The organism is Pseudomonas sp. R2-37-08W (assembly GCF_003851705.1).
Taxonomy (GTDB): Bacteria; Pseudomonadota; Gammaproteobacteria; order Pseudomonadales; family Pseudomonadaceae; genus Aquipseudomonas.
On the sequence record NZ_CP027728.1, the window covers coordinates 2,379,938 to 2,398,883 of the forward strand.

The 18,946-nt window shown below is 61.1% G+C and carries 17 protein-coding genes and 1 pseudogene; 12 read left to right on the top strand and 6 right to left on the bottom strand.

All coding sequences use genetic code 11. The features are described from left to right. Positions 1-27: 27 nt before the first annotated feature. Positions 28-1,125, bottom strand: coding sequence for a carboxynorspermidine decarboxylase (locus C4J93_RS11190; RefSeq protein ID WP_124370342.1), 1,098 nt, complete (start codon positions 1,123-1,125; stop codon positions 28-30). A gap of 472 nt (positions 1,126-1,597) precedes the next feature. On the opposite strand from C4J93_RS11190, the gene C4J93_RS11195 reads away from it, so the two are divergent. From C4J93_RS11195 to C4J93_RS11235, 9 genes and pseudogenes are all read left to right on the top strand, one after another. Next, positions 1,598-2,617 (top strand): LacI family DNA-binding transcriptional regulator, encoded by a 1,020-nt coding sequence (locus tag C4J93_RS11195; RefSeq protein WP_124409553.1) that lies wholly within the window; start codon positions 1,598-1,600, stop codon positions 2,615-2,617. Beyond that, positions 2,601-3,605: an ABC transporter substrate-binding protein gene (locus tag C4J93_RS11200; RefSeq protein WP_124429327.1), complete on the top strand. Its 1,005-nt coding sequence runs from the start codon at positions 2,601-2,603 to the stop codon at positions 3,603-3,605. The genes C4J93_RS11195 and C4J93_RS11200 overlap by 17 nt, the downstream gene beginning before the upstream one ends. Continuing rightward, complete coding sequence (locus tag C4J93_RS11205; protein WP_124429328.1) at positions 3,606-4,424, top strand: iron ABC transporter permease; 819 nt, start codon at positions 3,606-3,608, stop codon at positions 4,422-4,424. Continuing rightward, the gene (locus C4J93_RS11210) at positions 4,421-5,215 is read left to right on the top strand and encodes an ABC transporter permease (protein WP_124429329.1); all 795 of its coding nucleotides are present in this window, start codon (positions 4,421-4,423) and stop codon (positions 5,213-5,215) included. Before C4J93_RS11205 ends, C4J93_RS11210 begins: the two co-directional genes overlap by 4 nt. After that, on the top strand, positions 5,212-6,243 hold the full coding sequence (locus tag C4J93_RS11215) for an ABC transporter ATP-binding protein (protein ID WP_124429330.1): 1,032 nt from the start codon (positions 5,212-5,214) through the stop codon (positions 6,241-6,243). Before C4J93_RS11210 ends, C4J93_RS11215 begins: the two co-directional genes overlap by 4 nt. A 10-nt stretch (positions 6,244-6,253) precedes the next feature. Then, positions 6,254-7,087 (top strand): phosphodiesterase, encoded by an 834-nt coding sequence (locus C4J93_RS11220; protein ID WP_124429331.1) that lies wholly within the window; start codon positions 6,254-6,256, stop codon positions 7,085-7,087. A 132-nt stretch (positions 7,088-7,219) separates the two neighbouring features. Further along, positions 7,220-8,350, top strand: a pseudogene (locus C4J93_RS11225) (5-methyltetrahydropteroyltriglutamate--homocysteine S-methyltransferase); the annotation flags it as partial. Between the two features lie 56 nt (positions 8,351-8,406). Continuing rightward, a complete protein-coding gene (gene zapE / locus C4J93_RS11230) occupies positions 8,407-9,516 on the top strand; it encodes a cell division protein ZapE (RefSeq protein ID WP_124429332.1) in 1,110 nt (369 codons plus the stop codon). A gap of 147 nt (positions 9,517-9,663) precedes the next feature. Then, positions 9,664-10,155, top strand: a complete 492-nt coding sequence (locus C4J93_RS11235; protein WP_124429333.1) for a GNAT family N-acetyltransferase — start codon at positions 9,664-9,666, stop codon at positions 10,153-10,155. A gap of 99 nt (positions 10,156-10,254) precedes the next feature. Here the strand turns inward: C4J93_RS11235 and C4J93_RS11240 are convergent, their stop codons facing one another. The 4 genes from C4J93_RS11240 to C4J93_RS27130 all read right to left on the bottom strand — a co-directional run bounded on the left by C4J93_RS11240 (position 10,255) and on the right by C4J93_RS27130 (position 15,032). Next, positions 10,255-10,467, bottom strand: a complete 213-nt coding sequence (locus C4J93_RS11240) for a hypothetical protein (RefSeq protein ID WP_124362381.1) — start codon at positions 10,465-10,467, stop codon at positions 10,255-10,257. A gap of 141 nt (positions 10,468-10,608) precedes the next feature. Beyond that, positions 10,609-12,846 carry a TonB-dependent siderophore receptor gene (locus C4J93_RS11245; protein ID WP_124429334.1) on the bottom strand — a complete coding sequence of 746 codons (2,238 nt, stop codon included), beginning with the start codon at positions 12,844-12,846 and terminating at the stop codon, positions 10,609-10,611. A 127-nt stretch (positions 12,847-12,973) separates the two neighbouring features. After that, the gene (locus tag C4J93_RS11250; RefSeq protein WP_124370351.1) at positions 12,974-14,716 is read right to left on the bottom strand and encodes a phosphoethanolamine transferase CptA; all 1,743 of its coding nucleotides are present in this window, start codon (positions 14,714-14,716) and stop codon (positions 12,974-12,976) included. A 154-nt stretch (positions 14,717-14,870) separates the two neighbouring features. Continuing rightward, on the bottom strand, positions 14,871-15,032 hold the full coding sequence (locus tag C4J93_RS27130) for a DUF6026 family protein (protein ID WP_163001709.1): 162 nt from the start codon (positions 15,030-15,032) through the stop codon (positions 14,871-14,873). 272 nt (positions 15,033-15,304) lie between these two features. Here C4J93_RS27130 and gnd point away from each other — a divergent pair, with 272 nt between their 5' ends. Genes gnd through C4J93_RS11265 form a run of 3 tightly spaced genes read left to right on the top strand, consistent with a single transcriptional unit; the run spans position 15,305 to position 18,629 of the window. After that, positions 15,305-16,288 carry a phosphogluconate dehydrogenase (NAD(+)-dependent, decarboxylating) gene (gene gnd / locus C4J93_RS11255; RefSeq protein WP_124362384.1) on the top strand — a complete coding sequence of 328 codons (984 nt, stop codon included), beginning with the start codon at positions 15,305-15,307 and terminating at the stop codon, positions 16,286-16,288. Further along, complete coding sequence (zwf, locus tag C4J93_RS11260) at positions 16,285-17,808, top strand: glucose-6-phosphate dehydrogenase (RefSeq protein WP_124414403.1); 1,524 nt, start codon at positions 16,285-16,287, stop codon at positions 17,806-17,808. Before gnd ends, zwf begins: the two co-directional genes overlap by 4 nt. Beyond that, positions 17,805-18,629, top strand: coding sequence for an HAD family hydrolase (locus C4J93_RS11265; RefSeq protein WP_124403851.1), 825 nt, complete (start codon positions 17,805-17,807; stop codon positions 18,627-18,629). Before zwf ends, C4J93_RS11265 begins: the two co-directional genes overlap by 4 nt. Before the next feature lie 54 nt (positions 18,630-18,683). On the opposite strand, the gene C4J93_RS11270 is transcribed toward C4J93_RS11265, so the two are convergent. Beyond that, complete coding sequence (locus tag C4J93_RS11270; RefSeq protein ID WP_124362387.1) at positions 18,684-18,944, bottom strand: hypothetical protein; 261 nt, start codon at positions 18,942-18,944, stop codon at positions 18,684-18,686. Positions 18,945-18,946 lie beyond the last annotated feature (2 nt).

Genomic DNA, 18,946 nt, shown 5'->3' on the forward strand with positions numbered 1-18,946 from the left:
TGCTTTATTTCTCCTATATCCGCCAGCTTACGAAAGGCTGGACAGGTAGTCGTCGTAACCAAATTCACGAACCACTTCGACTGTACCGTCGAGTTGTTTCACTACGATGGACGGCATTTTCAGGCCGTTGAACCAGTTTTTCTTGACCATGGTGTAGCCAGCGGTGTCGATGAACGACAGCCGATCGCCGATGGCCAGCGGACGATCAAATTGATACTCGCCGAAGATGTCGCCGGCCAGGCAGGATTTGCCGCACACCATATAGGTATGCTCACCCTCGCTCGGCGCCAGCTTGGCGTTGAGGCGGTAGATCAGCAGGTCCAGCAGGTGGGCTTCGATGGAGCTGTCGACCACGGCGAGGTTTTTACCGTTGTAGAGCGTGTCGAGCACGGTGACTTCCAGGGACGCGCTGTTGGTGATCGCTGCTTCGCCGGGCTCCAGGTACACCTGCACGCCGTACTTCTCGGAGAATGCCTTCAACCGTGCGCAAAATGCATCCAGCGCATAGCCTTCACCGGTGAAATGGATGCCGCCGCCGAGGCTGACCCACTGGACCTTGTGCAGCAGCGCGCCGAAGCGTTCTTCGATGGTGCCGAGCATGCTGTCGAACAGGCTGAAATCGCCGTTTTCGCAGTTGTTGTGGAACATGAAACCGGAGATTTGATCGATCACGCCGTCGATCTTCACCGGGTCCCACTCGCCCAGGCGGCTGAACGGACGCGCCGGGTCGGCCAGCAGGTAATCGGAGCTGCTCACCTGTGGGTTGACGCGCAGGCCACGGGTCTTGCCTTCGGAACGTTCGGCAAAACGCTGCAGTTGGCTGATGGAGTTGAAGATGATCTTGTCGCAGTTCTCCAGCATCTCTTCGATTTCATCGTCGGCCCAGGCCACGCTGTAGGCGTGCGCTTCACCTTCGAACTTCTGACGGCCGAGCTTCAACTCATACAGCGACGACGAGGTGGTGCCGTCCATGTATTGCTGCATCAGGTCGAACACCGACCAGGTGGCAAAGCACTTGAGCGCCAGCAGAGCCTTGGCGCCGGACTGCTCGCGCACGTAGGCAATCTTCTGCATGTTGACCAGAAGCTTCTGTTTATCGATGAGGTAGTACGGCGTTTTGATCATTTTTGAGAGCCTGCGGCGGTGCCTGCCAAAAAAGGACACGCATTGTGCCCGCACTTGGATCAGATCGAAAGGTTAGCCGGCGGATTTTGCTGCGCCGGTTTTCCAAGCATACCCGCAGAGTATGACTATCTCTGGCTATACACCGATCTAATGTGGGAGGGGGCAAGCCCTAATGCCAGTCAGTTAAGGCGACACCGAACCTGTGGCGAGGGAGCTTGCTCCCGCTGGACTGCGCAGCAGTCCCATTGTTTGGGGCCGCTTCGCGCCCCAGCGGGAGCAAGCTCCCTCGCCACAAGTTAGTTCTCGCTCCTGCTACTTCTTAACTGACTGGCATTAGGGCAAGCCCCCTCCCACAGTTAGCACGCTGTGTAGCCAGGCTTCACTGACATCAAACCGTCATCTCCCCACCACCTTCCTGCCACATTCCCCCGTTACTGTCCTCGCCAATGAGATCGATCTCAAGCGAGTGACAATGACTGACTTGAAAGACGTTGCGCAGCTGGCTGGCGTATCCCGCGCCACTGCCGCCCGCACATTTGCCTCCCCCGACCAGGTGCGCCCGGCCACTCGCGAGCAGGTGTTTGCCGCTGCCCGTGAGTTGGGCTTTCGGCCCAACTTGCTCGGTCGCCAACTGCGCCTGCAAACCACCCGGTTGATTGGCGTGGTGGTGCCCAACTTGCTCAATCCGGTGTTCGCCGAACAGTTCCAGGCCATGGAACGTGCCGCGCGGTTGCGCGGCTACAGCCTGGTGCTGGCGACCACCGACTACAGCACTGAACGCGAAAGCATGGTGGTGGAAGAACTGCTGCGCCAACGTGTTGACGGCCTGGTACTGACGGTCACCGATGCCGAGAGCAACAGCGTGCTTAACAGCCTCGCCAGCGAACAGACCCCGTTCGTGCTGGCCTACCACCAACCGAGCAATCCCAGCTACAGCGCCGTGTCGGTCGACAACCGCGCCGGCATGGCCATGGCCACCCGATATCTGCTGGAAGCAGGGCACCGGCGCATCAGCATGGTTGCGGGCCCCGCGTTGCAGTCCGACCGTGCGCGCCTGCGTTACGCCGGTTACTGCGACGCGATGCAAGCCTACGGCCTCAAGAGCCGCCCGGTGATCGAAATGCCCGCGCACACCCAGGCTGAATTCGTCGCCATCCAGCCGTACCTTGAAGGCCCCGAGGCGCCCACGGCACTGGTGTGTTCCAACGACTTCCTCGCCATCAGTCTGATCGCCGAACTGCGCCGCAACGCCTGGCAAGTACCCGAGCAACTCTCGGTGATGGGCTTTGACGGCATCGCCCTCGGCACCCAGATGCACCCAACCCTGTGCAGCGTGGTGCAGCCCATCGCGCTGCTCGCCAGCACAGTGATTGACCAATTGCTGGCGCAGATCGCCGGCAACGCCCCGATTTCCCATTGCCTGCCTTGCCATATCCGGCCGGGCGAAAGCACTCAACCCCATGAGGAGTTTCTTGATGCGCGCATTGCGTAAAACCCTGGCCGCCGCGCTGCTGTGTGGTATGGCCAGCCTGGCCCAGGCCGCCGACACCGCAATTTGCTACAACTGCCCGCCGGACTGGGCCGACTGGGGCACCCAGCTCAAGGCCATTGCCGCCAGCACCGGCGTGCAAGTGCCGCTGGATAACAAGAACTCCGGCCAGTCGCTGGCGCAACTGGTGGCCGAAAAGGCCGCACCCGTCGCCGACGTGGTGTACTACGGGGTGACCTTCGGCCTGCAGGCGCAAAAAGCCGGCGTGGTCGACGGCTACAAACCCAGGGGCTGGGAGCAGATCCCCGCCGGCCTGAAAGACCCGGCGGGCCAGTGGTTCGCAATTCACTCCGGCACCTTGGGCATCATGGTCAACGTCGATGCATTGGGTGGCCTGCCGGTGCCGCAAAGCTGGGCCGACCTGCTCAAGCCGCAATACAAAGGAATGGTCGGCTACCTGGACCCGTCCAGCGCCTTCGTCGGTTACGTCTCTGCTGTGGCGATCAACCGCGCGATGGGCGGCGACCTGGACAACTTCGCCCCGGCCATCGACTACTTCCAGAAACTGGCGAAAAACGCGCCCATCGTGCCCAAGCAGACCGCCTATGCGCGGGTGCTGTCCGGCGAATTGCCGATCCTGGTGGACTACGATTTCAACGCCTACCGCGCCCGCTATAAGGACAACGCCAACGTTGCCTTCGTGATCCCCAAAGAGGGCAGCATCAGTGTGCCCTACGTGATGAGCCTGGTGGCCAACGCGCCGCACCGCGCCAATGGCGAGAAGGTGCTGGACTTCGTGCTGTCGGATCAAGGCCAGGCACTCTGGGCCAAAGCTTACTTGCGTCCGGTACGCCCGGTGCAGATGCCGGCTGAGGTCGCCGCGCAGTTCCTGCCCGACAGCGACTATGCGCGCGCCGGCGTGGTGGACTACCAGAAAATGGCCGCCGTGCAGGAAGCCTTCGCGGCCCGTTATCTGAACGAGGTCAAGTAAGTGGCCACATCGGCAAAACGTGCGGCCTGGGCGCTGGCTCCGGCCTTTGCGGTGCTGTTCGCATTCTGGCTGCTGCCGCTGGCGCACTTGATCGTGCTCGGCGGCGAAAGCCGCGACAGCCACGGCAGCGGCTATTGGCAGGTGCTCAGCAGCGCGCAGTACCTGGGCAGCCTGGCGCAGACCTGTGTGCTGGCCATCATCGTGACGTTCACGGCGTTGTTGATTGGCGGCATCAGCGGCGTGTTTCTTGCGCGCCAGCGGTTTTTTGGGCGCTCGGCGTTGGTGGCCTTGCTCACGTTTCCCCTGGCGTTTCCCGGGGTGGTGGTGGGCTTCCTGGTCATCCTGTTGGCCGGGCGCCAGGGGCTGCTGGCGTCGCTCGGCCTGCAGTTGGCCGGTGAACGCTGGATCTTTGCCTATTCGCTGGCCGGGTTGTTTGTCGGCTACCTGTATTTCTCGATCCCCCGCGTAATCCTCACGGTGATGGCGGCCTGCGAAAGCCTCGACCGTAGCCTGGAAGAAGCCGCGCATTCGCTGGGCGCCGGGCATTGGCGCGTGGTCTGCGACGTGATCGTGCCGGGCCTGGCGCCGGCGCTGGCGTCGTGCGGGGCGATCTGTTTTGCCACGTCCATGGGCGCCTTCGGCACGGCCTTTACCTTGGGCACGCGGCTGAACGTCACCCCGGTGGCGATCTACAACGTGTTCACCAACTATGCCAACTTTGCCGTCGCCGCCGCGTTGTCGGTGGTGCTTGGCGCGGTGACCTGGGTGGTGTTGTTGCTCACGCGACGCCTGGTGAAAAACGCGGGGACGGTCTTGTGAAGCGCTCATCGCTGTTTGTGATTCAACTGCTGTTCACCTTGCTGGTGTGCGCGTTCATGTTGGTGCCGGTACTGATGTCGTTGCTGGCGGGACTCACGCGCAATTTCTTCGTCGGCGTGTCCAGTGGACTGACCTTCGACTGGCTGGTGCAGGTGTGGCAGGCCTATTCGCCGACCGTGTGGCTGTCGCTGCAACTGGCCCTGGCCTGCGCGGTGTGCGTCTGCGTGATCGGCGTGCCGGCGGCCTACGCCCTGGTGCGCATGAACAACCGCTTCAGCCGCGCCTTCGAGGAACTGATGGTGCTGCCGGTGGCGATGCCGGGCCTGGCCAGTGCGCTGGCCTTGCTGCTCACCTACGGCCAGTTCGGCACGTTTCGCAGCAGTTGGTTGTTCATCCTGGTGGGCCATGTGCTGTTCACCATGCCGTTCCTGGTGCGCCCGGTGATGGCGGTGATGCAGCGCCAGCATCTGCCGGTGCTGGAAGAGGCGGCGGCCAGCCTTGGCGCGGGGCCCATCAAACGCTTTTTCAGCGTTGTGGTGCCCAACAGCCGGGCAGGGATTCTGGCGGGTGTGCTGATGGTGGTCACCTTGTCCCTGGGTGAGTTCAACCTGACCTGGATGCTGCACACGCCGATGACCAAGACCTTGCCGGTCGGCCTGGCCGACAGCTACGCCTCGGCGCGCCTGGAAATCGCCAGCGCCTATACCCTTATCTTTTTGCTGATGATCGTACCGCTGCTGATTGCATTGCAGGCCATCAGTGCCCGTTTATCCCGTGGAGAGCGTCGATGACCGCTATCACTATTCGCCTGCAAGGCTGTCGCAAGGCATTCGCCGACGGCACCGTGGCCGTGCATGACCTGGACCTGACCGTCGAAGGCGGCGAAACCCTGGCGATTCTAGGCCCATCGGGCTGTGGCAAAACCACCACCTTGCGCCTGATCGCCGGGCTGGAGCGTCCGGATGTGGGCCAGGTGTTTTTCGGCAACGACGACGTCACGCGCCTGCCCATCGAGCGTCGCGACGTGGGCATGGTGTTCCAGAATTACGCGCTGTTTCCCAACCTGGATGTGGTCGGCAATATCGTCTACGGCTTGAAGATTCGCGGGATGTCGCCGCTTGCGCGCAACAAGCGCTGCGACGAATTGCTGGAGCTGGTGGGCCTGCAACAGCATGGCAAGCGCAGCATCCACGAATTGTCCGGTGGCCAGCGTCAACGCGTGGCCCTGGCCCGTGCCCTGGCGCCGCGCCCGAAGATTCTGTTGCTGGATGAACCGTTGGCAGCCCTCGATGCGCAACTGCGTGAGCGCCTGCGCAGTGAGCTGAATGAACTGCTGCGTGGCCTGGGCATCACCTCGGTGTTCGTCACCCACGACCAGGGCGAAGCCATGGCCCTCGGTGATCGCATCCTGGTGATGGAGCACGGCCGCGTCGCGCAACTGGCCAGCCCGCGGGACATTTACCAGAAACCGGCGAATGCATTTGTCGCCGGTTTTGTCGGCAACCTGAATGCCTTTCAAGTGCTGGACCAATCGGTCCATGGCTTGAAGGTAAGCGGCGGTGTGCTGCCGTGGCACGCGGCCAATCAACCCATCACGGTGTACTGCCGCCCCGAACACCTGCGAGTGATGGAGAGCGAAGGGCACTTGCACGGCCATCTATTGGCGCAGTTTTTCCAGGGCGCGCAAAGCCGTCTGCTGGTGGACGTGGGCGGCCCGCAACCGCTGCTGGTGGACAGCAGCGACAACCAGCTGTACGCCGTCGGCGCGCCGATTGCCCTGGCAATCGCGCCGCACATGTTGTTCACCCTGAATGCGTGAGGGTCTGCTTGTGAATCGTCCGTTTCTTGTTGCGCAAATCAGCGACCTGCACCTTAAAGCCGGCCAGCGCCTGACGTATGGGGTGGTCGATACCTTGGGCGCGCTGCGCCGTGCCGTCGACCATTTGAACGCCAGCCATCCCCGGCCCGATATTGTGGTGGTCAGCGGCGACCTGGTGGACTTCGGTCGCCCCAATGAGTACGCCGTGCTGCACCCCGAACTCGCACGCCTGCACATGCCGTGCTACCTGGTGCCTGGCAACCACGACACACGCGGTCCGTTGCTCGAAGCATTCCGTGATCACGCCTATTTGCCGTCGTTGGCAGAGGGCCCGCTGGACTGGGTGGTGGACGAGCATCCGCTGCGTTTGATCGGCCTGGACTCGACCATCCCCGGTGGCCATGGCGGGCAATTGCTGGACAGCCAGTTGCGATGGCTGGACGAGCAACTGGCGCGACGCCGGGATGCGCCGACCTTGCTGATTCTGCACCACCCGCCGTTTATGAGCGGCATCGGCCATATGGACCGCGAACCGTTTATCAATGCCGCCGCCCTGGAAACAGTCGTGGCGCGCCACCCGCAAGTTGAACGCCTGCTGTGCGGGCACCTGCACCGGCCGATGCAGCGACGCTTTGGTGGCAGCTTGAGCTGCGTGTGCCCCGGCACCTCCCATCAGATCGTGCTGGATTTGCAAGACGCCGCGCCCGCGCATTTCAACCTGGAGCCGGCGGGATATCTGTTGCATCGCTGGGACGCGCAACAGGGGTTGCTCAGCCACAACGGCGTGTTCGGGGATTACCCCGGGCCGTATCCGTTCTATGACGCTCATGGGTTGATTGACTGATCCGATTGACTGATCAATCCCGGTTTAAACATGAGTAGAACTTGTGATCATCTAAAATAAAATGAGTTTGTCTCACTATCGGCATCTGCCGACAATGGCTGCCATTGAATACCTACAGTGGAGTTGTAAGTCATGGCAGTCGCTCATTCCCTCGGATTTCCGCGCATTGGACGCGACCGTGAACTGAAGAAAGCGCAGGAAGCGTTCTGGAAGGGCGAACTCGACGAAGCCGGCCTGCGTGCCGTGGGCCGTGACTTGCGCAAGGCTCACTGGGCGCTGCAAAAACAAGCGGGCATTGAGCTGCTGCCCGCAGGTGATTTCGCCTGGTACGACCAGGTGCTGACCCACTCGCTGATGTTTGGCGTAGTCCCCGAGCGTTTTCGCCCTGCCGATGGCCAAGCCACGTTGCAGACGTTGTTCGGCATGGCACGTGGCGTCAGCGATAACTGCTGCGGCGGTGCTCACGCCCAGGAAATGACCAAGTGGTTCGATACCAACTATCACTACCTGGTGCCGGAGTTCAGCGTCGACCAGCAATTCCACCTGGGGTGGGAGCAGTTGTTCGAGGAAGTCCAGGAAGCGCGCGATCTCGGGCACAACGTCAAGCCGGTCGTCATTGGCCCGCTGACGTACCTGTGGCTGGGCAAGGCCAAGGGCGGTGATTTTGACAAGCTTGAGCTGCTCGACCGCCTGCTGCCGCTGTATGGTCAGATTTTCCAGCGCCTGGCCGAGCAGGGCGTGGAGTGGGTGCAGATCGACGAGCCGATCCTGGTGCTCGACCTGCCGCAGGCCTGGAAGAATGCCTTTGAGCGCGCCTACAACCTGATCCAGCGTGACCCGCTGAAGAAGCTGGTGGCGACCTACTTCGGTGGCCTGGAAGAGAACCTCGGCCTGGCCGCCAACCTGCCCGTCGATGGCCTGCACATCGACCTGGTGCGTGCGCCGGAGCAGTACCCGGCCATCCTCGACCGCCTGCCGGCGTACAAGGTGCTGTCCCTGGGCGTGGTCGACGGTCTCAACCTAGGGCGCTGCGACTTGGAAAAGGTCCTGGCGACCTTGCAGCGCGCCCACGAAAAACTAGGCGATCGTTTGTGGGTGGCGCCGTCTTGCCCGCTGCTGTACAGCCCGGTGGGCCCGGAGCGTGACGACCGGCTGAACGTCGGGCCGGGCAGTTGGCTGACCTGCGCCTTGCAAACGTGCGCGCAAGTCGCAGCGCTGGCCCAGGCCGTCGACCCTCCTCAGATGCCAAGCGCCTGCGGAGCTGGGTTGACGGCGAAAACTGCGCGGCTGGCCTTCGCGTAGTAGGTCATACTGGCGCCATGACTTTCGACTCGCCGCTCGCCGCTTATCAAGATGCCATCGCCCAGCAGGGTTTCGTGCCCGACGACGCCCAGCACGCGGCGGTGCAGGCCTTGCAAACCTGTCACCAGGCGTTGCACCAGAGCCATTCGCCGATTGCCGGCGTTTACCTGTGGGGGCCGGTGGGGCGCGGCAAGACCTGGTTGATGGACCAGTTCTATCAAAGCCTGCGCGTGCCGGCGCGGCGTCAGCATTTTCATCACTTCATGGGCTGGGTACACCAGCGCTCGTTCCAGCTCAGCGGTATCAAGGACCCGCTGCAGGCGTTGGCGCGGGAACTGAGCCGGGACGTGCGCGTGCTGTGTTTCGATGAGTTGTTCGTCAATGACATCGGTGACGCGATCATTCTCGGCCGTCTGTTCCAGGTGATGTTCGAGGAGGGCGTGGTCATGGTCTGTACGTCCAATCAACCGCCTGAGCAGCTGTACGCCGAGGGTTTCAACCGTGAACGGTTCGTGCCGGGGATCGCGGCGATCAAGCAGCATATGCAGGTGGTGGCGGTGGACGGTGGCGAGGATCATCGCTTGCACGCCGGTGTGGGCCTGCAGCGCTACTGGGTGAATCAGCCGGAGGCACTGGCCACGGTGTTCAGGCAACTGAGCGCGGGGCAAACGGTCAGCGAGGGGAGGGAGGTGAACGTGGGTCATCGCACGATTACGGCGGTGCAGGCCAGTGACGCGGTACTGTGGTGCCGCTACGCCGAGCTCTGCGAGCAGCCGCTGGCCGCGATGGATTTCATGCTGCTGTGTGATCGCTTCAAGGCCATTCTGTTGGCGCAAGTGCCCAACCTCAGCGCCCCGCAGCGCCCGGGGCGGATCGCCCGTGGTACCGAAGACGGGGCCGAGCGCGTCGTCGCGGGGGACCGTCAATTGCCGGAGCTGTCGGTGCACGATGACAGCGTGCGACGCTTTATCGCGCTGGTGGATGAATGTTACGACCGCAAGGTGCCGTTGTTCATCGAGTCCCAAGTGCCACTGGAACGTCTGTATACCGAAGGCTACTTGGCGTTTCCTTTTCGGCGCACCTTGAGCCGCTTGCGAGAAATGCAGCTGCAGCGCTTCGGCGCCTGACCTCGGCCAGGGCTTTGGATGCCTGCAGCCTGGGCGTTTTCTGTCAGGCATTTGTCGTTAATCGCCTTCATCTGCTGCCGCATCCACGCTTACAATCACCCCTCTCAAAGGGAATCGATTCCCTGGTTGTCGCTATCGAGGACGGAAATGGACACCCCTGACATCCTGGTGCTGCTAGCCAGCTACACCAACGCCGTGCACGCCGACGCCATCGGCTCGTTGCTCAACCACTATGCTGAAGATCCAATGGGCGGCGGCCACACCTTGCAAGCCGACCTGTTGCAGCAACTGCCTGGGGAACTGGCCAAGCGCCCCTATGCATTCAGTGTGCTGGCGTTCGTCGGGGGTGAGCCAGCCGGGCTGGTCAATTGCTTCGAGGGCTTCTCGACATTCGCTTGTCGGCCCTTGGTCAACGTTCATGATGTGGTGGTGGCGAAACAGTTTCGTGGCTTGGGCTTGAGCCAGAAGATGCTGCAGAAAGTCGAGGAAATCGCCCGGCAGCGCGGATGCTGCAAAATCACCCTGGAAGTGCTTGAAGGCAATGAGTTGGCACAGTCGGCGTATCGCAAGTTCGGTTTCGACGATTCGGTATTTGATCCCGCCCATGGCCGCATGTTGTTCTGGAGCAAGGCGCTGTAATAAAAGCAGGATAAAAAAAGGCGCCATTGAATGGCGCCTGATAAACCTTTGCCAAGGGAGCGGAATGGCAGAGGGTGCTGCGGATTAACTCAACATTAATTAACTATTGGGTTGTGCTGTTTCGGCAGTGGTGGCTTTAACCGGTTTACCATCGGCGGACGCAACTTGTTGTTCAGCCTTGCCGTGGGTCTTTTCCTGAATGAAGCTGAAGTTATTGTAGAACTCTTTCGAACGCTCTGAGCCGCCTTCTGCAAAGGCGGCGGCAGAGGTCAGGGTCATCAGGCTGGCGAGCATCAAGGTCGAAAGTTTCATGGCGGTATTCCCATTTAAATTGATAGGTGATCGGTCACTCCCTGATCTGATCGTGGGGCGACTATGGCGTTATCCTATTAAGTGGGAATTAACGAAGTTCACCTGCGAAGTTAACAATTTTGTTAACTTCGCGAGGGGGTGTTATAGCCGCCAGTCAAGTGCCAGCGTGACTGAACGTGGATCGCCCCAATACACGCCGTTATAAAAGCCAACGCGTTCGTAATATTTCTTATCAAATAAATTGTTGACGTTAACCGACGCCGTAACATGTTCATCGAACTGGTAGCGCGACATCAGGTTGACCACGGTGTAGCCCTGTTGCGTGATTTTCTCCCGCGTGGTTATCGGTCTGCCTTCGCTGTTGCGCGCCCCCGTGGGGCGGTCGCCGAAGTCATACATCTCGCTTTGCCAAGTCACCGCGCCGCCCACGGTCAGGTTGCGCCAGGTTCCCGGCAGGCGGTAAGCGCTGGATATTTTCAGCAGGTTCAACGGCTGGCCGGTGTTGTTGCGTGTGCCTGCGCCATTCACCGAATGGGTGTAGGTGTAGCCTGCCGTCAGGTTCCAGTCCGGGGTGATTTCCCCGGCTGCTTCCAGCTCGAAACCCTTCACCTTGTTGCCCTTGCCGCCGGACTTGTAGTACTCCTCGCCGGTGGCCGGGTTGCGCGGCACCGAGTCGTCCCGCTCGGCGACGTTGTCCTGGGTGCTCCAGAAATACGCGGCGGCCAGGTTCAGACGCTCGTCGAGTACGCTGCCCTTGAGCCCCACCTCATAGTTACTGCCCACCACCGGTTCCAGGTATTTCTTGTTGGCATCACGCGCATCCTGCGGCTTGAAAATGTCGGTGTAGCTCGCGTAGACGGTGTATTGCGGCGTGATGTCGTAAAGCAGCCCGGCGTAGGGCGTCCACATGTCATTATGGGTTTGCCCGGTTTTGCCGGACGCGGTCAGTTGATCGTTGGCGTCGTATTTGGGGGTAGCGCTTTGCAGCTCCCAACTGCCGTAGCGGCTGCCGAGTACGGCGTGCAGGCGGTCAGTCAGGCTCAGTCGAGTCGCGAGGTAACCGGCTTTCTGTTGTTTCTTGCTGTGTTCACCCTTGAGGTCGGTGACGTAATCGCTGAACTTGCCGATGCCGCCCATGTGTTTCCAGTCCTCGATGGAGTAGTAGCTGGAGGGCAGGTCGGTGCGCATGAAGGGCGAACTGTCCCGCTGCGCGGCCTCGCCATAACCCATCATCAGCGCGTGTTCACGGCCCAGCAGCGCGTAGCTGCCGGCCAGGTTGAGGTCGATGGCTTCCATTCTCGAGGTGCCGCGCATATGGCTGGCCCAGGCCGTCATGCCGCTGCGGTCGGCATTGGGGAACCCCGCGCCGCCGTAATACACCTTGCCATCGGTATCGCTCTGGCGATGGGTGTAGGCCGCCTTCAGATGCCAGTCGCCGCCCAGCCGATGATCAAGGGTGGCGAAGGTGGTTTTGTCGGTCAGTGGCCAGGAACTCCAGTGCGCGGCCATGTTGGTGGAGCGCGACAGCCCAGCCTTGCCGCCCTGGCTGTTCCAGTACGGCACGGTGCCCCAGGAGGTGCCTTGTACCTGCTTGTCCTGGTAATCAAAGCCTACGGCCAGCACGGTGTCGTCGGAAAGGTCACCCTCGAGAATGCCGTAGCCGACCGCCCGCTGCAGGGCATAGTTGTCGCGAAAGGATTTGCTGTCACGGTAGGCCAGGACGCTGCGCCCGCGCAGTTTGCCGTCGAAGGCCAGCGGGCCGCCGACGTCGAGGTAGCTGTAGTAGTTGTCATGGGTAGCGCCGCTGATCCCGGTTTTCGCCTGCCATTGGGCGGTAGGGCGCTTGCGTACCATGTTGACGGTGGCCGAGGGGTCACCCGCGCCCGTCGTCAGGCCGGTGGCGCCGCGCACCACTTCGATCCGGTCATAGATAATGGTGTCGGCGTCGCTCTTCATGTAGCCGAAGGTGTTGAGCATTCCGTCAATCTGGAAGTTGTTGATGCCGTAGCCACGGGAGGTGTAGGACACGCGGTCCGAATCGTTGTGCTGGACGTTGACGCCGGTGGTCTGGCGCAGCACGTCGGTCAGGGTGTTGAGGTTGAAGTCGTCCATCTGCTGGCGCGTGATCACCGAGATCGATTGCGGGGTTTCCTTGATCGACAGGTTCAGGCGCGTGGCGGTGTTCATGGAGCCGGTGGTGTAGGCGCCGGTGTGCTCGGTGGTCGCACCCAGGCCTTCGGCGGTGACAGTGGTGGCGCCCAGTTCGAGAGCGTTGGCGGGGGCGTGTTCGGGATCGGTTTCGGCCAGCAGTTCAGGGCTCAGCGCAAGGCTGAACAGGCCAAGGGTAAAGGTGATGGAACGGGTAAACGGCGCGAGCATCGCGGCAAACTCCTTGTCGTCTTTGAGACCGCCCCGGATGGGGTGGGCATGGCTCAAAGACGAAAGGAGGCGCGGATCTTTAGGTTTAAACGAGAATGATTGTTATCTTCTTGTTACGAGCCGCTGGTTACTTGGCTACCACGTCGGTGCTGTCGGCCTTTTTCGGCTTGATCAAGCTGAAGTCAATCAACGCCTTTTGCTTGGTTTCGTAAGGGTTGCCGATCAGCAAAGGGCGCGGCTTGAAGCTGTCGCTGACCAGGCTTTTGCTGTGGTCCAGTTCATCGAAACTCAAACCTGCCAGGTCCGCCCAGGTGTGGATCAACTGCGAACTGCTGTAAGGCCGTTGCAGGTCGCCGGCGAAGCTCCAATCGTGGCTTTCGCGCCACTTGGGCGAGGCGTAGGCCATGAAGGGAATGGTGTACATCGGCGCGGTCGGCTTGCCTTCGTTGCGGCCCAGGGTGTCATGGCCGGCCGAGTCGAACACGTCTTCGCCGTGGTCCGACAGGTACAGCAGGAAGCCATTGGGGTCGGTCTTGGCGTAGTCCTTGATCAGGCTCGACACCACAAAGTCGTTGTACAGCACCGCGTTGTCATAGCTGTTGTACGTCGGCAGCTGTGCATCGCTGACACCGGGCGGCACGCCCTGGCGGTCGGTGAACTTGTCGAACGTCTGCGGATAACGGTACTGGTAGCTCATGTGCGTGCCCAACAGGTGCACCACGATGAACTTGCGCTCGGCGGTATCGGCCAGGGCCTTGGAAAACGGGGCCAGTACATCGCCGTCGTATTGACGGGCGTTCTGGTTCCGGTTGTTGTTGAGGTACACCTGCTCGTCGGCCTGTTCGGAAAAGGTCGTGAGCATGGTGTTGCGCTTGGTCATGGTTTGCTGGTTGGTGATCCAGAAGGTCTTGTAGCCGGCCTGTTTCATCACGCTGACGATCGACGGCGTCTTGAGGTACAGGTCCGGGTTTTCTTCGTCGGCGAAGGTCAGTACCTGCTGCAGCGCTTCAATGGTGTACGGGCGCGGTGTAATGACGTTGTCGAACACCGCCAGTTGGTCGCGCAGCTTGTCCAGTTCCGGCGTGGTGTTACGCGGGTAACCATACAGGCTCATGCGCTGGCGGTTGGTGGACTCGCCGATCACCAGCACCAGGGTGGACGGCTGGCCGGCCATGCTGTCCTTGAGGTTCTTCAGCGGTGGGATCTGGCTGGCACTGGTCAGCATGCCTTGCATATTGTCCAGCTGTTCGGTGTAACGGCGGTAGGCGACGATCATCTGCCACGGCACGGCCGGTTCGATCCGGGTTTCGAAGCGGTCGATGGCCAGTTCCATGGTTTCGCTGGTGGCGATCTGCTTGACGAGCGGGTAGCCGACCACGGCCAACACAATGGCGATCGCCGCCACGATCGACTGACCGCGAGGCAAGTACACCGGGCGCAGGCGTGTCCACAGGAAAACCGCGAAGGCAGTGTGGGCGATGAACGCCAGCACGATCCACCAGGCAAAGTACTGGGTGGCGTATTCGCCCGCTTCAGAAATGTTCGACTCGAACATGATGAAGATGACGCTCTGGGAAAATTCCTGCTGGTAAATGAAGAAATAACCCAGGCTGGCCATGGAACAGGCCCACAGCACCACGCCGATCAAGGCAGCGAGCAGGCGTGTTTGCCGGGGGAACAGCAACATCGGCGCCAGCCACAGCGCACTCATGAAGAACGCCTGGCGGAAACCACTGAAGCCGGACGTGCCGGTCAGTTGGATAAGAAGTTGGGTAATCCCAGAGAAATACCAGAAAAACAGGAATAACCAGCCAAGGCCGGCCCAATCAAAGCCTTTCGCAGTCGTCGTGCTGCGTTTGAACATCGCCATCCAGCGCCCCATCAGAAAATAATCGTCGCGCACAGGCGCGCAACATCGGGCCGCTCAGACAGTGAGCGGCATCGCGGGCGGGAGTATCGGGATAAGTGTGTGAAAACTTCGTGAGTTTTCTGTAGGTATTGCCTTACGGGCTCGCCAGGGCGGCTCAGCAGAGCGCGGGCTTGGCGCCGGACGGCAGTTCAAGCTGGGCCTGCAGATGTGAGCGCAGACGCAGGACTTCCTGTTGCAACTGATCGCGCTCGTCCTTCAACTGGCGCAATTCATCGCGGCGGATGCTGACGTAGAGGGTCTGAGGCGGTCGGGTCATCTGTGCTGTGCTCATTGCTTACCTCGCAAATAGCGGTCAACGGCGCTGCCGGATCGGTTCGCGGCAACAGTCGGAGGTAAGTCTGAATTCTTTTTCACATCAAGGGAACTTTTTTATTTTTGGTGGTCGTGTGACTTTTGCAGGGGTGATGGTGAAATGATGGCAACTTTTTTGCCATGAAACTACACGGATCTGCTCTGGACTAACCCTCATTAGCCTCATTGCGCTATAAACTATGTCACACATTTTTTTGCAGTTAGGAGCATCAGCACATGCAACTGGGGATTATCGGACTAGGCCGCATGGGCGGTAATATTGCGCGGCGCCTGATGCTCAATGGGCATTCCACCGTTGTTTATGACCGTAATGAAGCATTCGTAAAGGGCTTGAGCGAGGAGGGCGCCACCGGCGTCGCCGGGCTGGAGGCCCTGGTGGCCGGCCTGCAAAAGCCGCGCGCGGTATGGGTGATGCTGCCGGCGGGCGCGCCGACCGAAGACACCATCAATGAACTCAGTGAGCTGCTGGAAAGCGGTGACGTGATCATCGACGGCGGCAATACCAATTACAAGGACGACGTGCGTCGCGGCAAGGCCCTGGCGGAAAAGGGCCTGCACTATGTTGACGTCGGCACTTCCGGCGGTGTCTGGGGCCTGGAACGTGGCTACTGCATGATGATCGGCGGCGACGTGGAAACCGTGCAGCGCCTCGACCCGATCTTCAAGAGCCTCGCCCCCGGTATCGGCAGCATCCCCCGCACCAAGGACCGTTCGGCTTCTGCCGACCCGCGTGCCGAGCAGGGTTATATCCATGCTGGCCCAGCGGGCTCCGGTCACTTCGTCAAGATGATCCATAACGGCATTGAATACGGAATGATGCAGGCGTTTGCCGAAGGTTTTGACATCCTCAAGACCAAGAACTCGGAAAACCTGCCGGAAGATCAGCGCTTTGACCTGAACGTGGCCGACATCGCCGAAGTCTGGCGCCGTGGCAGCGTGGTGTCGTCGTGGCTGCTGGATCTGACCGCCGATGCCCTGGCCACCGACCCGAAACTTGACGGCTACTCCGGCTCCGTGGCCGACAGTGGCGAAGGCCGCTGGACCATCGAAGCGGCCATGGAGCAAGCGGTGCCGGTACCGGTGCTGTCCACCTCGCTGTTCGCCCGTTTCCGTTCGCGCCAGCAGAGCACCTACGGTGACAAAATGCTCTCGGCCATGCGCTTCGGCTTTGGCGGCCACGTGGAGACTTCCAAAAAATGACCGCCAACGGCAAGAAACCCAAGGCCGAACCCGCTCCACCCACTACGTTGTTCCTGTTTGGCGCCCATGGCGACCTGGTCAAGCGCCTGCTGATGCCGGCGCTGTACAACCTGAGCCGCGACGGGTTGCTGGGCGATGGCCTGCGTATCGTCGGCGTTGATCACAACGCCGTCAGCGACGCGGACTTTGCCAAGAAGCTCGAGGATTTCATTCGCACCGAGGCGGCCAGCAAAGTCCGGGGGAATGCCGACAATGCGCTGGACCCACACCTGTGGGCCCAGTTGGCCAAAGGCATCAGCTACGTCGAGGGCGACTTCCTCGACGACAGCACCTACGCGGATATCGCGCAGAAAATTGCCGACAGCGGCACCGCCAATGCCGTGTTCTACCTCGCGACCGCACCGCGCTTCTTCAGTGAAGTGGTGCAACGCCTGGGCAGCGCCGGGTTGCTCAATGAAACCGAGGAGGGCTTTCGCCGCGTGGTCATCGAGAAACCGTTCGGTTCCGACCTGGCCTCCGCCGAAGCCTTGAATGCGTGCCTGCTCAAGGTGATGAGCGAGAAACAGATCTATCGCATCGATCATTACCTGGGCAAGGAAACGGTGCAGAACATCCTGATCAGCCGTTTTTCCAACGTGCTGTTCGAAGCGTTCTGGAACAATCATTACATCGATCATGTGCAAATCACCGCTGCGGAAACGGTCGGCGTGGAAACCCGCGGCAGTTTCTTCGAAAAAACCGGCACCCTGCGAGACATGGTGCCCAACCACCTGTTCCAGTTGCTGGCCATGGTTGCCATGGAACCGCCTGCTGCCTTCGGTGCCGACGCGGTGCGCGGGGAGAAGGCCAAGGTGGTGGGGGCAATCCGCCCCTGGTCCCTGGAAGATGCGCGGGCCAATTCCGTTCGCGGCCAGTACACCGCCGGTGAAATCGCTGGCAAGTCGCTGCCGGGTTACCGTGAAGAAGCCAACGTCGCGCCCGACAGCAGCACCGAGACCTTCGTTGCGCTGAAGGTGATGATCGACAACTGGCGCTGGGTCGGCGTGCCGTTCTACTTGCGTACCGGCAAGCGCATGAGCATCCGCGACACCGAGATCGTGATCTGCTTCAAGCAGGCGCCTTACGCGCAATTTCGCGACACCGAGGTCGATGAGCTCAAGCCCACCTACCTGAAAATCCAGATCCAGCCGAACGAAGGCATGTGGTTCGACCTGCTGGCGAAAAAGCCTGGGCCGGCCCTGGAGATGGCCAATATCGAACTGGGCTTCGACTACAAGGATTTCTTCGAGATGCAACCGTCGACCGGTTACGAGACGCTGATCTACGACTGCATGACCGGCGACCAGACGTTGTTCCAGCGCGCCGACAACATCGAGAACGGCTGGCGTGCCGTGCAGCCGTTCCTGGATGCCTGGAAAGAAGATGACGGTATCCAGACCTACAAGGCCGGCGAAGATGGCCCGGCGGCGGCTGACACCTTGCTGGCCCGTGATGGTCGCACCTGGCACAGCCTCGGATGAGTGATGCAGCGATTCATCCCATCCGCTTTATCCTCAGTGACGTGGACGGCACGTTGCTGCACCCGGATCACAGCCTGAGCCAGCGCACCGCCGATGCGGTGCGCGCGCTGCGTGAGGCCGGGGTGTTTTTCAGCCTGGCCAGCGGGCGACCACCCAAGGCCATGCTGCATTTGATCGAAACCTTTGGCATCGACGTGCCGGTGGCGGGTTTCAACGGCGGTACGTTGATCAACCCGGATGGCAGCATCCTGGTGGCCCACCATCTGCCGGCGGAAGCAGCCCTGGTGACGTTGGCGCTGTTTTCCGCCGAGCCGGACGTGGAAGTGTGGGTGTTCGCCGACGGCGATTGGCTGCGCCGTGACCCGCCAGGGCCGATGGTGCAGCGCGAAGCCGATGGCCTGGGGTATGGGCCGGTGGTGGTTGAGAGTTTCGAGCCGTACCTGGACCGGGTCGACAAGATCGTCGCCGCCAGCAACAACACGCAATTGCTGGTGGAACTGGAGGCGCAATTGCAGCCCAAGGTACAGGGCTTGGCCCAGGTGTCGCGTTCGCAGCCGGTTTACCTGGATGTGACGGCGATGCTGGCCAATAAGGGCGAGGCCTTGAAGACCATTGCGGCGCACCTTGGGGTGCCGCTTGCGCAAACGGCGGCCATAGGTGACGGTGGCAACGACCCGGCGATGTTCCAGGTGGCCGGTTTATCGATCGCGATGGGCCAGGCGGAAGAAACCGTCAAGCGTCAGGCCAGCGTCGTCACCGGCAGTAATGTCGAAGACGGCGCGGCTGAAGCGTTCGAGCGATTTATTCTGTCCGCGCAATAAGTAAGTCCAACTTCCGATCACGCGAGTGCCGTGATCGGAAGTTAACCTGCCGACTTACTTGGGCATTGCCCACTGCTGCAACTTGTAGCCATCTTTGTCGAGCTCGGCACGCGCCTGCAACAACAGGTTTTCCAGTTGCGCCGGGTCGGTGTAAGTGTTCGAGGACAGCTGTTTGCTGCCGATGCGGGTATTGGTGCGGTCGATGACGCTCAGGCTGAGGGCGCCATTGCCATCGTGCCAGGCCACGCACTGAAAGGGTTGGAAAGCGCGGTCTGCAATCAAAAGAGCTTCGTTGATGCGCAGCGGAGCGTTCATGT

Bases quoted from the DNA above. Each gene is read 5' to 3' on its own strand.
- C4J93_RS11190 (WP_124370342.1), bottom strand. From the start codon at position 1,125: ATGATCAAAACGCCGTACTACCTCATCGATAAACAGAAGCTTCTGGTC.
- C4J93_RS11195 (WP_124409553.1), top strand. From the start codon at position 1,598: ATGACTGACTTGAAAGACGTTGCGCAGCTGGCTGGCGTATCCCGCGCC.
- C4J93_RS11200 (WP_124429327.1), top strand. From the start codon at position 2,601: ATGCGCGCATTGCGTAAAACCCTGGCCGCCGCGCTGCTGTGTGGTATG.
- C4J93_RS11215 (WP_124429330.1), top strand. From the start codon at position 5,212: ATGACCGCTATCACTATTCGCCTGCAAGGCTGTCGCAAGGCATTCGCC.
- zapE (WP_124429332.1), top strand. From the start codon at position 8,407: ATGACTTTCGACTCGCCGCTCGCCGCTTATCAAGATGCCATCGCCCAG.
- C4J93_RS11235 (WP_124429333.1), top strand. From the start codon at position 9,664: ATGGACACCCCTGACATCCTGGTGCTGCTAGCCAGCTACACCAACGCC.
- C4J93_RS11240 (WP_124362381.1), bottom strand. From the start codon at position 10,467: ATGAAACTTTCGACCTTGATGCTCGCCAGCCTGATGACCCTGACCTCT.
- C4J93_RS11245 (WP_124429334.1), bottom strand. From the start codon at position 12,846: ATGCTCGCGCCGTTTACCCGTTCCATCACCTTTACCCTTGGCCTGTTC.
- C4J93_RS11250 (WP_124370351.1), bottom strand. From the start codon at position 14,716: ATGGCGATGTTCAAACGCAGCACGACGACTGCGAAAGGCTTTGATTGG.
- C4J93_RS27130 (WP_163001709.1), bottom strand. From the start codon at position 15,032: ATGACCCGACCGCCTCAGACCCTCTACGTCAGCATCCGCCGCGATGAA.
- gnd (WP_124362384.1), top strand. From the start codon at position 15,305: ATGCAACTGGGGATTATCGGACTAGGCCGCATGGGCGGTAATATTGCG.
- zwf (WP_124414403.1), top strand. From the start codon at position 16,285: ATGACCGCCAACGGCAAGAAACCCAAGGCCGAACCCGCTCCACCCACT.
- C4J93_RS11265 (WP_124403851.1), top strand. From the start codon at position 17,805: ATGAGTGATGCAGCGATTCATCCCATCCGCTTTATCCTCAGTGACGTG.
- C4J93_RS11270 (WP_124362387.1), bottom strand. From the start codon at position 18,944: ATGAACGCTCCGCTGCGCATCAACGAAGCTCTTTTGATTGCAGACCGC.